Source organism: Paenibacillus sp. NPDC058177 (assembly GCF_042883835.1).
Classification (GTDB): Bacteria; Bacillota; Bacilli; order Paenibacillales; family Paenibacillaceae; genus Paenibacillus_AQ; species Paenibacillus_AQ agri.
In genome coordinates, this window is sequence record NZ_JBHVVB010000001.1 from 1,397,750 (window position 1) to 1,411,927 (window position 14,178).

General features: G+C 47.3%; 15 protein-coding genes. 6 read left to right on the forward strand and 9 right to left on the reverse strand.

The genetic code is table 11. The features are described from left to right. Window positions 1–104 precede the first annotated feature (104 nt). Window positions 105–1,451, forward strand: coding sequence for a TrkH family potassium uptake protein (locus ACFVU8_RS06625; RefSeq protein ID WP_379465969.1), 1,347 nt, complete (start codon window positions 105–107; stop codon window positions 1,449–1,451). Window positions 1,452–1,532: 81 nt separating this feature from the next. Here ACFVU8_RS06625 and ACFVU8_RS06630 read toward each other — a convergent pair whose 3' ends face one another. Beyond that, window positions 1,533–1,799 carry a hypothetical protein gene (locus tag ACFVU8_RS06630; protein WP_175372632.1) on the reverse strand — a complete coding sequence of 89 codons (267 nt, stop codon included), beginning with the start codon at window positions 1,797–1,799 and terminating at the stop codon, window positions 1,533–1,535. Window positions 1,800–1,968: 169 nt separating this feature from the next. On the opposite strand from ACFVU8_RS06630, the gene ACFVU8_RS06635 reads away from it, so the two are divergent. From ACFVU8_RS06635 to ACFVU8_RS06645, 3 genes are all read left to right on the forward strand, one after another. Further along, on the forward strand, window positions 1,969–3,201 hold the full coding sequence (locus ACFVU8_RS06635; protein WP_387426403.1) for an aminopeptidase: 1,233 nt from the start codon (window positions 1,969–1,971) through the stop codon (window positions 3,199–3,201). 31 nt (window positions 3,202–3,232) lie between these two features. Continuing rightward, on the forward strand, window positions 3,233–4,462 hold the full coding sequence (locus ACFVU8_RS06640) for an aminopeptidase (protein ID WP_379465971.1): 1,230 nt from the start codon (window positions 3,233–3,235) through the stop codon (window positions 4,460–4,462). 339 nt (window positions 4,463–4,801) lie between these two features. Beyond that, window positions 4,802–4,978 carry a hypothetical protein gene (locus tag ACFVU8_RS06645; protein ID WP_175406410.1) on the forward strand — a complete coding sequence of 59 codons (177 nt, stop codon included), beginning with the start codon at window positions 4,802–4,804 and terminating at the stop codon, window positions 4,976–4,978. Between the two features lie 109 nt (window positions 4,979–5,087). On the opposite strand, the gene ACFVU8_RS06650 is transcribed toward ACFVU8_RS06645, so the two are convergent. From ACFVU8_RS06650 to ACFVU8_RS06660, 3 genes are read right to left on the reverse strand one after another with little or no spacing between them, the layout of a single operon-like run. Further along, on the reverse strand, window positions 5,088–5,777 hold the full coding sequence (locus tag ACFVU8_RS06650) for an AlkZ-related protein (protein ID WP_387426405.1): 690 nt from the start codon (window positions 5,775–5,777) through the stop codon (window positions 5,088–5,090). A gap of 42 nt (window positions 5,778–5,819) precedes the next feature. Continuing rightward, window positions 5,820–6,410 (reverse strand): TetR/AcrR family transcriptional regulator, encoded by a 591-nt coding sequence (locus tag ACFVU8_RS06655; protein WP_387426406.1) that lies wholly within the window; start codon window positions 6,408–6,410, stop codon window positions 5,820–5,822. Window positions 6,411–6,414: 4 nt separating this feature from the next. Next, window positions 6,415–7,128: an MBL fold metallo-hydrolase gene (locus ACFVU8_RS06660; RefSeq protein ID WP_387426408.1), complete on the reverse strand. Its 714-nt coding sequence runs from the start codon at window positions 7,126–7,128 to the stop codon at window positions 6,415–6,417. Window positions 7,129–7,464: 336 nt separating this feature from the next. Here ACFVU8_RS06660 and ACFVU8_RS06665 point away from each other — a divergent pair, with 336 nt between their 5' ends. Continuing rightward, on the forward strand, window positions 7,465–8,118 hold the full coding sequence (locus tag ACFVU8_RS06665) for a TetR/AcrR family transcriptional regulator (RefSeq protein WP_387426410.1): 654 nt from the start codon (window positions 7,465–7,467) through the stop codon (window positions 8,116–8,118). A 52-nt stretch (window positions 8,119–8,170) separates the two neighbouring features. Beyond that, window positions 8,171–8,692 carry a hypothetical protein gene (locus ACFVU8_RS06670; RefSeq protein ID WP_387426411.1) on the forward strand — a complete coding sequence of 174 codons (522 nt, stop codon included), beginning with the start codon at window positions 8,171–8,173 and terminating at the stop codon, window positions 8,690–8,692. A gap of 780 nt (window positions 8,693–9,472) precedes the next feature. Here the strand turns inward: ACFVU8_RS06670 and ACFVU8_RS06675 are convergent. From ACFVU8_RS06675 to ACFVU8_RS06695, 5 genes are all read right to left on the reverse strand, one after another. Continuing rightward, window positions 9,473–10,075, reverse strand: coding sequence for a nitroreductase family protein (locus tag ACFVU8_RS06675; protein ID WP_387426413.1), 603 nt, complete (start codon window positions 10,073–10,075; stop codon window positions 9,473–9,475). 161 nt (window positions 10,076–10,236) lie between these two features. Beyond that, entirely contained in the window at window positions 10,237–11,013 is a 777-nt protein-coding gene (pstB, locus tag ACFVU8_RS06680; protein ID WP_175372621.1) for a phosphate ABC transporter ATP-binding protein PstB, read from the reverse strand. 43 nt (window positions 11,014–11,056) lie between these two features. Continuing rightward, window positions 11,057–11,953 carry a phosphate ABC transporter permease PstA gene (pstA, locus tag ACFVU8_RS06685; RefSeq protein ID WP_175372620.1) on the reverse strand — a complete coding sequence of 299 codons (897 nt, stop codon included), beginning with the start codon at window positions 11,951–11,953 and terminating at the stop codon, window positions 11,057–11,059. Continuing rightward, entirely contained in the window at window positions 11,950–12,846 is an 897-nt protein-coding gene (pstC, locus tag ACFVU8_RS06690; RefSeq protein WP_066369576.1) for a phosphate ABC transporter permease subunit PstC, read from the reverse strand. Before pstC ends, pstA begins: the two co-directional genes overlap by 4 nt. A 99-nt stretch (window positions 12,847–12,945) precedes the next feature. Then, window positions 12,946–13,869 carry a phosphate ABC transporter substrate-binding protein gene (locus ACFVU8_RS06695; RefSeq protein WP_387426414.1) on the reverse strand — a complete coding sequence of 308 codons (924 nt, stop codon included), beginning with the start codon at window positions 13,867–13,869 and terminating at the stop codon, window positions 12,946–12,948. Window positions 13,870–14,178: the final 309 nt, after the last annotated feature.

A 14,178-nucleotide genomic window follows, 5' to 3' on the forward strand; every position in this document is an offset into this window, starting at 1 on the left:
TTCGTTAGAATACACCTTTTTCCTCCTGCGCTTAGTGAAGCTCTGCAGAGTTGTGTTATAATCTGGTCAGCAACTTTCCATTATGAATCGTCAGGAGAATTACATTGGCCAATCTAAACTTAGGCAGTCCTAAACTTACACCACCCAAAATATTATCACTCGGCTTCCTGCTGCTGATCGCAGTTGGGACTACCCTGCTCTGCTTGCCAGCTTCATCAACAACAGGAAGAATTCACTTCATCGATGCCCTGTTCATGGCTACTTCTGCTACCTGTGTAACAGGACTTGCTGTAATCGATACAGGAACACAACTGACCACATTCGGACAGATTGTTCTACTGGTGCTGTTTCAATTCGGTGGATTGGGATTCGTTACCATGGCAACTCTGATTACGCTGGTGCTGAATAAGCGCATTTCCCTGAAGGAACGACTGTTGCTGCAAGAATCCATGAATCAGAACTCCATGCAGGGCATTGTGCTTCTCATCCGCAGAGTCCTTCTCTACTCACTCGTGATTCAACTGTCTGGTGCTGTTCTGCTGGCTGCTCGGTTTATGCTGGATATGCCAATAGGAAAAGCTGTATATTACGGGATCTTCCATAGCATTTCGATCTTTAACAATGCAGGCTTTGATCTCTTCGGGGATATCCACGGTCCGTTCAGTGGGCTGACCAGGTATGTAGAAGATCCTATAGTCAATATTATCTCGATGCTGCTCATTTTCCTGGGCGGGATTGGATTTATCGTCATGGCTGATGTGATAGACTTCCGCAAGCGCAGACGCCTTACGCTGCACTCCAAGGTTGTATTGACCACTTCTGCTGTGTTAATTGGGCTTGGGGCAGTGATCTTTTTCGGGCTGGAACTGAACCATACCCTGAAGCCACTTCATGCGGGCGGGAAGGTGATGGCCTCATTTCTTCAAGCCATAACACCACGTTCAGGCGGGGTGACTACCATCGATATTCCGCTGCTGCGGGAGTCCACGCATTTTCTGCTGATTCTCCTGATGTTTATCGGTGCGGCTCCGGGATCAACAGGCGGTGGGATCAAGATTACGACATTTGCGATCCTAGCCAGTGCCGTATATGCCCGCTTGCGGGGAAGAGAGGATATCATTATGTTCCGCCACCGTATCTCCAAAGACAATGTCTACCGTGCGATTACCATGACCCTGCTATCCCTGATGCTTGTGGTTATGGCAACGATGCTGCTGTCCGTGACAGAGCAAGCGAGCTTCTTAGCTGTCCTGTTTGAGGCGGTATCGGCGTTTGGCACTTCTGGCATCACGATGGGTCTTACCCCTGAGTTAACCACGATCGGCAAAATGCTCATCATTATCCTGATGTTCGTTGGACGGATCGGACCACTCACACTCGCCTACGCCTTGAAGCCGAAGAAGAGTAAAGAATTGTACCGTTATCCTGAAGGCAACATTACTATTGGTTAAAAAATATAAGTGCTAACTTGCGGATGCGGCGCAAATAGAATAGATAACTGCGCCTGCATCCAAGTTATGACTTTACTCTTCCTATACTTCCTGAACTTCGATAGCTGCATCTAACAGCTGATTGAAGATTTCATCGTTCTCTTCCAGCAAGGTATCCGTCTGAAGGAATTGCTCTTCACTTCCCGGCTCTCCGGCAAAGCTGAGGCTGTAATCCCACTCGCTCCCCTTCTTACTATAAAACGTAATCTCATACGAAGAAGTATGGTTCTCCAATGTAAACACCGTTCTCCCTACAAAACTTCCATCCTCGCTGCGGCGCATTTCCGCGCTTACAATCTCAGCTGTCATCCTAATAAACACCCTTTCCAATGATTGTTGCTTCACTACACCAGTATAACATTGAAATGAAAGCAAATCCCGCCTTCGCTTGGCATAATTGACTTTTTTCATCCGGCGGTTAATAATTTAAGACAACCCTTGTAAAGCATTAGATTAAAGGTAAATGGAGGAAATCTACATGAGCGATTTTCAAACAAAGCTTAACAAATATGCCGAGCTTGCAGTCAAGATTGGTGTCAACATTCAACCAGGGCAGGCCTTGGTTATTAACGCTCCCATCACCGCAGCGGAATTCGTCCGTCTCGTGGCCGAAAAGGCTTATGGCGTAGGTGCAAGCCTGGTCAAGGTTAACTGGAGTGATGAGAGCATTACCCGTCAGACTTTTGAGCATGCTGCACCTGAGACCTTTACGAAGGCTCCAACCTGGTATGCCGGTGAAATGACCGAGTTTGCTGAGAACGGCGCAGCCGTGATGGCAGTCATCTCCGAGAACCCGGACGCGCTGAAAGGCATTGATCCGGAACGTATTGCTAATTTCCAGAAAACACGCGGTGCTGCACTGGCCAAATACCGTGCTTACCAGATGTCGGATAAGATTAGCTGGAACGTTATTGCCGTTCCTTCCCAGCCATGGGCAGACAAAGTGTTCCCAGAGCTGCCAGCAGAAGAACGCGTAGCACAGCTGTGGGAAGCTATTTTCCATACAGTACGTATTGACCAGGAAAATCCAATTGCCGCTTGGCATGAGCATCTGAACAATCTGGAGAACAAAGCAAATGTGCTAAATGCCAAAAAATATAAGAAACTGCATTACATAGCACCTGGTACCGACCTGACCATCGAGCTTCCAAAAGGTCATCTGTGGGCTCAGGGTGACAGCATCAACGCGAAAGGTCACAGCTTCGTCGCCAATCTGCCTACCGAAGAGGTCTTTACAGCTCCACTTAAGACTGGTGTGAACGGAGTCGTTAGCAGTACGAAACCTCTTAGCCATGGAGGCAACATTATTGACAACTTCTCTCTGACTTTTGAGAACGGCAAGATTGTTAGCGTAAGCGCGGAGAAGGGTCAAGACTCCCTTGAACATCTAATCAGCATGGATGAAGGCGCCAAATATCTCGGAGAAGTGGCATTGGTTCCCCATCACTCTCCAATTTCTGAATCCAATATCCTCTACTACAATACTTTGTTTGACGAGAATGCCTCTAACCACTTGGCGATCGGCATGGCTTATGCCTTCTGTCTGGAAGGCGGCAAAGAGATGGACGAAGAACAACAAATTGCTCACGGACTGAACTCCAGTGTTACGCATGTCGACTTCATGATCGGCTCTGGCGAGATGGACATTTATGGAATATCTGAAGACGGCACTCGGGAACCTGTATTCCTTAAAGGTAACTGGGCTTTTTAAAAGAATTTAAAGGATAAGGGGACAGGATGTCATGTTGAGTTTCAAACAAAAGCTGGAGAATTACGCACTGCTAGCTGTAAAAATCGGGGTGAATATCCAGCCGGGACAAACGCTGGTCGTTAATGCCGATATCACCTCGGCAGAATTGGTGCGCCTCGTCGTACGCAACGCTTATGAAGCTGGAGCCCAGTTGGTAAAGGTCAATTACAGCGACGAGGTAGTTACTCGTACCCGTTATGATCTGGCACCATCGGAATCCTTCCTTGTGCCTCCAAAATGGCAGGCCGATGAGCTGGAGGATCTCGCCAAGAACGGCGCAGCATTCCTGAATATCATCTCTGTAGACCCGGACTTGCTGGCTGGAGTAGATTCTGAGCGTATTGCCAACAACCAGCGGACGAGCGGGCAGGCGATGGCGGCGTACCGTGAAATGCTGATGAACAATTTTGCAAGCTGGAGCATAGTGGCCTTCCCATCCCCTTCTTGGGCGGCGAAGGTGTTCCCTGAAGCGCCTGCGGATCAGCAAGTCGACTTATTATGGGAAGCCTTCTTCAAAGCAGTGCGTGCCGATCAGGAGAATCCGGTTGAAGCATGGACCCTGCATCTGGACGGTTTGAAAGATCGTTGTACATTCCTTAATGATCGCAAGTACCGCAAGCTGCACTACACTGCACCGGGAACAGATCTAACCATCGAACTGCCGGAAGGGCATATCTGGTGTCAGGCTGGCGCAGTGAATGGACGCGGAGTGCCGTTCCTGGCCAATATTCCTACTGAAGAAGTGTTCACCGCTCCTTTGAAGACTGGTGTTAACGGTACAGTGAGCAGCACGAAACCTCTCAGCTACGGCGGCAATATTATCGATAACTTTACACTGACACTTGAGAATGGCAAGGTCATTGATTTCACGGCCGAAAAAGGCCAAGAAACGCTTGCTGCGCTATTAGCAATGGATGAAGGTGCCTCCTACCTCGGTGAAGTGGCACTTGTACCATTCCATTCCCCGATCTCAGAGAGCGGTATTCTGTATTACACGACCCTCTATGACGAGAATGCTTCCTGCCATCTGGCTTTGGGCGCAGCTTATGCCTTTACCTTACAAGATGGAATCAAGATGACGAAGGAAGAACTGTCTGCTAGAGGTATGAATCAAAGTCTAACCCACGTCGATTTCATGATGGGTTCTCCGGAAATGAATATTGACGGAATTACGGATGACGGCAATGCCGAGCCGATTTTCCGTAACGGCAACTGGGCATAATCGCTTTTTGCACAGATCGCTTTTTGCGCAGGATAATAAAAGCCAGTCAGACACAAATTTGTGTCCGGCTGGCTTTTTATTGTGCTTTTTCACCCTTATGATGTAAATTTCAGATAATCAATGGGTTCATTCTTAGGGGCAAAGGTTGGCCTTGCGTGTGCGGTAAGGCCCTCCCAAATGATGGCGAACCACCCAGTGTCAAGAACTTTTTTCGGTTAAAAGCCCATAAATAACTTAATTTTTAATATTTGTTCAAATTATAGACACATATTTGTTGAAATTAGTTCACAGATATGTCACAATACAGTTAAGGCTTCAACATCCAAGGAGGAGATTATCATGATGAGAGACCCGCTGTCTGAAGACTTCGAAGCGAAGGAACAAGAACAGGCCCTGGTTCAAGAATCTGTCGATCCACGTATCACTGCCTCCAATGCCATCAAGTACACAGCTTATGTCATGTTGTTGTTCGGATTACTGTATTTCCTTGCAGCTTATCTGGGCCCTATGCTGTAATGAAGCAGTCTTTAAGTTTTTCTATAGAAAGCGCTTACGGCTAATAATGTTTCCGAAATGGAGCGTTACTAGCCGTTTTTTACGTATACGGTGAGTCCTAAGGTGCTTTTCACCAAGACATTGTTTTGTTCATCCAGGCTATTGCCGCCGGTGTCCAGGCCTCCGCCATTCTGGAATGTAGCCACTGGATAGCCTCTTCCCGATTGCCTTTAAAAGGAGCAATTCCGTTCTCCTCCATCCAATGAGCAACTGTTTCATACGAGGTGCTGTTCCAGCCATTCTTCTCCCCTTCTGCGTTCACTCGTTCCTTTACTCCCGAAATCACAATGTCCAGAGATCCTTGAAGCTCGGTAACTGCGTTATCAAAAGAGGTCTTGTTCTCCTTAGCCTTCATTCCCGCATCAGCCCGCAGCTTGCGTGTCTCGATCCCCTGCTGCTCCCGTATAATCTGGAGCAGCTTCAGCGCCTCTCTACTGGATAGTCCATTGTTATAACGTTCTTCCAGCGGCAAACCGCTGCCGGCGGCAGCCACATAAGCGGGGAACCACTCGCGAGAGACCAACACGGCTTTCTTCTTGATGAACTTCCCATAGCCTGCCAATCCTTCGCCCGGAAATTTCACCCGCCACTTCCAGGGGTCAAGCTCAGTGTCGCTATGCCAGTTCTCGGTCTTAGTAACACCATTCAAGGAAGGATGCTCGGGGATCAAGAAAGCCAAAGGCAGGATCCCCACCTTTTTCAGCAAATCTGTCGCATCTTCAAATGTTGTAATCATGGAATGATCCTCGGCGTTTTCCATTTCATATGCTCCTTTTACATGTACGTGTCTGATAGGGGCTCGTTATCTAGCTTCATGCTTACCTGGAATGTCCATCTGTCCGATCCCAGTGATGAACGCAGTAATGAGGCGGGACAGACTGACGCTAGAATCCAGCGGCATCCCAAAGCCGCCCTCCTGCTCAATGGAAGCAAAGCCATGAAGGATGCTGCGAAGACCACGCACGGCATGTATCTCGCCTTCCTTACCCAAATTATAACCCTGCAACAGATTAATAATCAGGGATAAAATACGCTCGCTAGCCGTTACAAGCTCGGCGTTATTCGGATCCGGTGAGGACAGCGTCGTTTTATACAGCCCCGGACGGCTTCTTGCAAACTCAACATAGGCGCGGCCCATCGCCTGAATCGCATCGTCACCGCTTACCCCCTCAGCTGCAGAGGCAACCGCCGTATATAGCTCCCCCAGTCCATAGATGGCCAATTGGGTCCGTAGACCCTGTAATCCATGGATATGATTATACAGTGAAGGCGACCTAACACCCAGTCTGGCTGCCAGCCGTGCCAGCGTTACCTCTTCAATGCCCTCCTCATCGGCAATCTCTGCTGCTGCCCGCACGAGAATATCGACATCCAATCCTGCTCTTGGAGACATACGCTTACCCCTTTCTTAGTGACTTTTCTGCCCGATGAATTGCCTGCTGAAGCCCACTGGCCGGATCTTTCAGCCAGTTACCATGCCCAGCAGCAATGAGAGTGGGCTTGAGCTGTAACAGCTTGCGGGCACTCGAAAGTGCTATCTCCTTATGCCAGGTGGCCAGCGCCGGGAACGGAAACAGTGGCACTATTGTTCCTGCTACGACAAACCCCCTGAACATCTGTACCGCATCACCGACGATAACAGCACCGCTACGCTGATCGATGAAAGACATTGAACCCGGGGTATGACCTGGTGTGCTGATTGCTTGTAGCGAGCCAATGATATCCCCTTCCCGCAGCAGAACATCAGGTTTGGTGGTGATCTTCTTGGGCACACTTCCCTTGATCGGGGTCTGCGGCTCATCAGCCCGGAGTGAGCGGTCTCCTCGGAGTAAGGCAGCATCCCGCTCCGAGATGTATACCTTAGCATCTGTATAATGTTTCGCTACCTCATCCAGCGCGCCGACATGGTCATCATGAGCATGGGTCAATATAATGCGGTTGATCTTCTTCCCCAGCTTCTCCGCTGTACCAATGATCCCTTTAGCACTAAACGGCATTGCTGCATCAATCAGTGTCAATCCGTCTTCTTCTTCGATCAAATAGCAATTCACCGGAAAAAAGGATGGCATCCAGGTCAATTGTAGCAAATGTCCCTCTTGTAATACTCTCATGTGCATTCCTCCCTAAAACTAATATCATTAGTTATAATATAAACTAATATGATTAGTTTTTCAAGAACAAACATAAATCCCTGGAAAACGGCAAAGATTTGCCGCTTCGCTTCCCGCAAGCTAATCGACATCGTCAGCTGCGTTGGGCATCGTGGGCTTCGTTGAGCTTTGTTGAGCTACGTTGAGTTACGTTGAGCTACGTTGAGCTACGTTGAGCTACGTTGAGCTTCGTTGAGCTGCGTTGGACGTCTTCTGATGATTATCATTGACAATATTTTGAATATCTTTTATATTTTTGATTGTCATGAATGTCAACGAAAATGAGGGATACACAACATGTCACCTCGCACGAAAGAACAAAATGAAGAGATTCGTAAACAGCGGTCACAAGAGATTTTGCAGGCAGCCATTCATGTTTATGCGGAAAAAGGTTATGTGGCTGCTGAGATCGGTGAAGTAGCGGAACGGGCGGGTCTGGCGCGAGGACTGGTTTACCACTATTTCAAAAGCAAACAAAACTTGTTTCGTGAGCTCTACGAGTACATGATGGACAAGACGCAACGTTTTACAAAGTCCCATTTTGAGCAAGACGGCTCATCACTTGAACTGTTCAGTCAGTATGCGCGGATGGTCTGTAAGCAAGTACTGGAGGAACCTGAGGTGTCCCGCTTTTACATGCGAGTCAGCATGGATGTGCACTATTTCTATACAGATGAACCGTTCTCTCCGTTCGAATGGATGAAAAGCTTCCTACAGCCGATAACCCATGCCGTTGAGCAGGGCATCATCCAAAAAACAATTCGTCAGGGGAATGCCAGCCTCATGGCTATGCAGTTCTGGGGCGCTGTTTCACAAGGGATGAATTATTTAGACAAGCTGCAGCAGGATCTCTTCGCACAAGGGGCTTTGGAGCTTACGATGAAAGAACAGCTAGAGATACTTTTAGAGCAAGTGATTGAGTCGGCTGTAGCGATAGTAAAACCTCAGTAATTTTTTTACCCTTATAATGGACACTCATGATAGTCAAAAAAGGAGCGATTAAATGACATTAGTAGCAGTGAAACAACATGATTTCGATTCATTGAATGATGAACGACTCGGGTGGATATGCATGGAACCAACCTTTCAACAAATTCGCGGAAAAGAGATGTCCGTAAAAACACAAGTGATATCTCAACTCACCAAGGGACAACAGGCCTTGTGTATGTTTAGGGTATTGTACGATCATGCTAAAAACTCGGTCAGTGAGTATTATGCTTGGATATCCATTTTGCTAGATACACCGGGGTATTGGTCTAGTGTGACAGAGGGCCTACATTTCTTCAGCGATACTTCCATGATCTCCCTGCTTGACGAAACCAAAGAGGTTCTTGAAGCAAGAAATCGCAGATTAGGTGTTCAATGGAGTGACGCCACTTTTAAAGACTTGGATCAAGATCATGAACTTTTAGACACTGTTACTCTTTTATTTGAGCGCTTCCTGACGTTGTCTCAAGGGAGTCTACAACAAATTAGCGCATACATTCGCCTAAACCCTCAAGAATTTGTAATAAACAAAAACTAGAAACGTTAGAAAACTTTAAATTGATAGTCAACTAGAACTCCCACATTCATATGGCCTAGGCAAAATAGAAAATAAAGAACCCCCTGTCTGTTTTCAGGGGGTTAACGTTGAACTGATCAATCAATACAATGAATATAGAACGCAATACAGAACGCAATACAATGAATATAGAACGCAATACAGAACGCAATACAAATCAAACATAGCCAAGAAAAGAGAGCGCTTGTTTAAAAAGGATCGAACTAAAATTAACGGCATTTTCGTACCTTAAATCCTCTGCAGCTAACGGTTATTGGAGATTAAGTGCAATTTTGCACCTTAAATCTTCCAGAATAGCCCGTTCGGCGTGCTTTTTCGAAAATTAAGATACAATAATGCCCTTATTTCCCTCATTTGCCTATATCAAAGAAAAATAAGGTACAAAAATGCCGTTAGTTGGGGAGGAGCCCTTCTTTTCCAATATTAAGACGACTGGTGAAAGGGAGCATCCCGTTTCTCGTGGTTAAAATCTGTCGACACTCTATGTTCCAGGTGCTAGCTGTCGTATGGAAAGCTTCCAGCCGAACGCTTTGCGCCTACAGTTCCAAACTTCTCCGTTCGCTCTACTTCACTCTATAGGCATCCGAATAACGGGAACCTCCAAAGTTTCGAACGTGGACTCTGACAATTAATTCTTTTACCACAATTCTACTCCAGGCTTCCACTCTCCGGATAGCTGTCAGCCATCTGCAGCAGCTCTACTGCCTCAGTCCGTGGACGGCTGGCTGGCACGACTTTCTTCTACTCCAGGCTTCCACTCTCCGGATAGCTGTCAACCACCTGCAGCAGCTCTGCTGCCTCAGTCCGTGGACGGCTGGCTGGCACGACTTCCGGGTAACCGGCGTGGACCATTGCTACGATCTTCTCGCCTGGCTTCACACCAAGTTTGTTCCGGAATTCAGGTGCGTAGATGTAAGGGTCCGTCTTCCAGATCGTGCCCACGCCCTTCTCCCACGCTGCCAGCTGGAAGTTCTGTACTAAGGCAGAGACTGCACCATAATCATCATCCCATTCCCGCTGGCGCGGATCTTCTGGCATAACAACAATAATGGTTAACGGAATGTTGGAGAGGTATTCTTTACGTTTAGCCGCAAAGTCAGGATCAGCCGCCCCACGCTTGATCAAAGAAAAAGCTGCATCGCCGAGAAACTTCGCCCCTTCTCCCTTAAACGCGATGAAACGCCATGGTTCACGCAGTCCATGGTTTGGAGCCCATACTGCAACATTCAGTAGTTCTTCGAGCAGCCCTTCCGGAAGTGGGTCGGATTTGAATTGTTTAATCGAGCGGCGTTCCTTGATTATGGCAGCAATGCTATTTGCAGATGTCGATTGTGATTCCGTCATAAATAGTTCCTCCTGGTCAAAATATTATTGAGAATGATTATCAATTAATCATACATGATCCTTGCTTACTTTGCAAATAACCTTGCTTCATAACCCTCTCCCCTAGCGGCATAACAAAAAAACACCGCTCGGGAAGAGCAGTGTTTTCCACTTCATAATAATCAGCCAAAACGGCCCATAATGTATTCCTGTGTCATTTGATTCTCAGGGTTGGAGAAGACTTTCTCCGTCTTATCATGTTCCACCAAAGAACCTAGGTAGAAGTAAGCGGTGTAATCCGAAATACGTGCAGCCTGCTGCATGTTGTGTGTAACGATAACAATCCGCAGATCCTCTCTCAACTCTTTGATCAATTCCTCAACCTTACCTGTAGATACCGGGTCCAATGCAGAAGCTGGTTCATCCAGCAGCAGGATTTGTGGATTTACAGACAATGCCCGTGCGATACAGAGACGCTGCTGTTGACCACCCGATAGTGCCAGGGCTGAATCCTTCAGACGATCTTTTACTTCATCCCACAGTGCAGCACGACGGAGACTGCTCTCCACAATCTCATCCAATGCTTGTTTACCTTTGATTCCATGATACTTTGGTCCGAAGGCAATGTTGTCATAGATGGATTTGTAGAATGGATTTGGCTTCTGCCACACCATCCCGATTTTTTGCCGCAGCTTGATTACATCTGTACCTGGAGCGTTGATATCTACGCCGTCAATCCAGATGCTGCCTTTGGATGTGGAACCCGAAATCTCGTCATTCATCCGGTTGAGCGAACGAAGAAAGGTGGATTTACCGCAACCCGAAGGACCGATGAGTGCAGTTACCGTGTTTTCCGGAAAAGGCAGGCTGATCCCTTTAACGGCTTCATAAGTCCCATAGAAAATACTCAATTGTTCGGTCTGAAAAGAATTTTTGCTTGCGGTTGCTGTTGCTCCCATCGCTTACTCCTCCTACTATTCTCTGATCTAATTGGTATACCTGCTAGTTCATACGCTTAGAAGCTGTGAGTTTACGGTAAATAAAGCGGCCGAAGTAACGCGCGGCCAGGTTAAAGATCAATACAGTAATAACCAGCACAGCCGAAGCCCCGGCAGCGATTTGAACCGCATCGGGAGCCAAGCCTTCACTATTTATTTTCCAGATGTGCACTGCAAGCGTCTCTGCGGGCCGGAACGGATTCAGCGGTGAGGACGGGCTGAGTGGATTCCAGTTCCCGAAATCAAGACGAGGACTGCTCATTCCTGCGGTGAACATCAGTGCTGCAGCTTCCCCGAACACCCGGCCTGCCGACAGGATCGTTCCTGTAATGATTGTTGGCAAAGCTACAGGGAACAGGACTGAGGTTACAATTTTCCATTTGGACAATCCAAGCGCAAACCCTGCTTCTTTCTGCTGCTTCGGAACCGTTCGGAAGGCCTGCTCCGTAATTCGCACCATTAGCGGCAGGTTGAATACCGTCAAGGCCAGCGCGCCAGATATTAGAGAGAATCCGAGGTTGAAATAGTTCACGATCAGCAAGAGCCCGAACAAACCCACTACGATCGACGGGAATGAAGACAGAACTTCCACGATCAAGCGGATAAATGCGGTAAGCTTGCCGGGACGTGCATACTCCGCCATGAAAATTCCGGCACCAAGACCCAGCGGTACTGTGATCAGAAGGGTTAGGAATAGCAAGAATATGGAGTTAAACAGCTGTGGCCCTACTCCTCCGCCTGCCCGGATCTTCTGAGGTGCAGAGGTCAGGAAATCCCAACTGATGTGACTGATTCCGCGCATCAGTATGTAGCCCAATAGGCCAACCAGGATGCCTACAATAAGTAGAGCGAAAAACACAATAAGCGTGGTAGCGATTTTGTCAGCGGTTCTCGGCTTCAAATTTTATTTCTCCTTTCAAGCAGTCTTACGAGGAAGACGAATACAAATGTCATCAGCATAAGAACCAGTGCCATGCTCCATAGCGCATTATTGTGCGGTGAGCCCATAGTGGTATTGCCCATTCCCAGTGTAATAACACTCGTCAGGGTAGAAGCCGATTCGAACAGCGAGCGTGGAACGAACGGTGCGTTACCTATAACCATTTGTACAGCAAGAGCCTCGCCAAAGGCGCGGGCCATCCCCAGTACTACACCTGTCATAATCGCCGGCAGGGTTGTAGGAATGATGACGCGAGAAATCGTCTGCCACCGGGTAGCTCCAAGCGCAAACGAAGATTCCTTCAAATTTTGCGGTAAAGAAGACAATGCATCTGCAGCCACGCTCGTAATTGTCGGTAGAATCATAACCGATAAGACAAGTGCGCCTGCAGCCACCCCGATGCCCTGGCCCGGAAAGATATTGCGAAGCAGGGGCACAATCACACTTAAGCCCACAAAGCCGTATACCACGGAAGGAATACCGGACAACAGCTCAATAACCGGCTGAAGCAGCTTTTTTCCCCAACCTGGAACGATTTCGGTCATAAACAATGCTGCACAGATACTGAGCGGGCTAGCAATCAGTGCTGCGAGCAAAGTAACTAGGAAAGACCCGGAAATAAACGGAAGTGCACCGAAGGATGGTGTATCCCCGTCCGGCGACCATTTAGTACCAAAGAAGAACTCAGATACGCTTGTTGTCCCGCTAATAAAGGTGGACAGGCCTTTGGACGCCACAAAATACACCATTGATACAATGATGACAATTAATAGCGTTACGCAAAAGGACATATAAGTGCGTCCGATGAAATCTTCTATATGATGCTTTTCAATACGAGATTTGTTTGCTTTCACCTTGAAATGCTCCCTCTTTCTAAAGTGAAAAGAGAGGCAGAAGGATATTCCGCCTCTAATCACATTGAATTTCTACTGAAGAATGCTTGATCGTGATGTTTATTTAGTCGTTACATTACCTTTGACATCACGAGCAACCTGCATTTTGGAAGCCGGGATGTATCCAAGCTCTACTACATCGCCGCTTTGCACTTCGTCAGTCAAGAAGTAATCAAGGAAGGCTTTAACCGTTTCGTTTGGCTCACCATTTGTGTACATGTGCTCGTAAGCCCATACTGGGTATTTACCAGCAATAACGTTGTCTACAGAAGGTTCTACACCGTCATAGCTGAGTGTTGTCAAAGAGTCATCAAGGTAGGACAGTGCAAGGTATCCGATAGCACCTGGTGTTTCGCTAACTAGCTTCTTAACTGTACCGGAGGAATCTTCTTGAATAGATCCTTGAAGGTCTTCAGTCTTCGTTCCCAATGCGAAACTCTCGAAAGTCGCACGTGTTCCGGAGCTGCCTGGACGGTTGATGATTTGGATCTTCTCGTCTTTACCGCCAACTTCTTTCCAGTTCTTTACTTTGCCAGTGAAGATGTCAACCAATTGTTGTTTGGTCAAATCTTTAACACCAACTTCTTTGTTTGTAACTGCTGCAATCGCAACTACGGCTACTTGGTGGTCAACGAGTGCTGCTGCTTTATCAGCGTCAGCGTCTTTCAGCTTCTCTTCTGCGAATACATCAGAGTTACCGATATCTACTTGCTTTTCAGCAACTTGAGTCAAGCCAGTACCGCTACCGCCGCCTTGAACTTGAATGTCTACGCCTTTGTTGCTCTCCATGAATTTCTCTGCAACTTGCTCAACGAGCGGCTGCAATGCTGTCGAACCCGATGCCAGAACCGAACCTTTTAATTCGGTACCGCTTGTTTCTGTTGGTGCGTTTGTTGCTGAAGTGTTACCTCCACCATTATTGGTTGTTGCATTATTTGCTCCGCAAGCCGAAAGTGCCAGTACGCTAGTTAAAGCCAGTGTCATGATCCAAGATTTTCTAAATTGCATTATTGTTTGTCTCCCCCTAAAGTTGTTGTGGAGCAGTTGCTCCCACACGCTTGATCACCACAAAATGCAGTGAAAGCTGACGTCATGTTGTATTGCCTTGGCAGCATTGTGTCGCCTTTGACTCTTCCTATTCTAGGGCTCGTTCGTTAGAGAAAGGTCCTCGTTGTGTAAAATGAAAGATAAAAATAACAACATAATTTGTATAGCAACATAGATATAATCTATAATAAAGAAACAACTGCTTAATATTCACCGTTTTTAACAACATTTTCCCGGGGGAACATC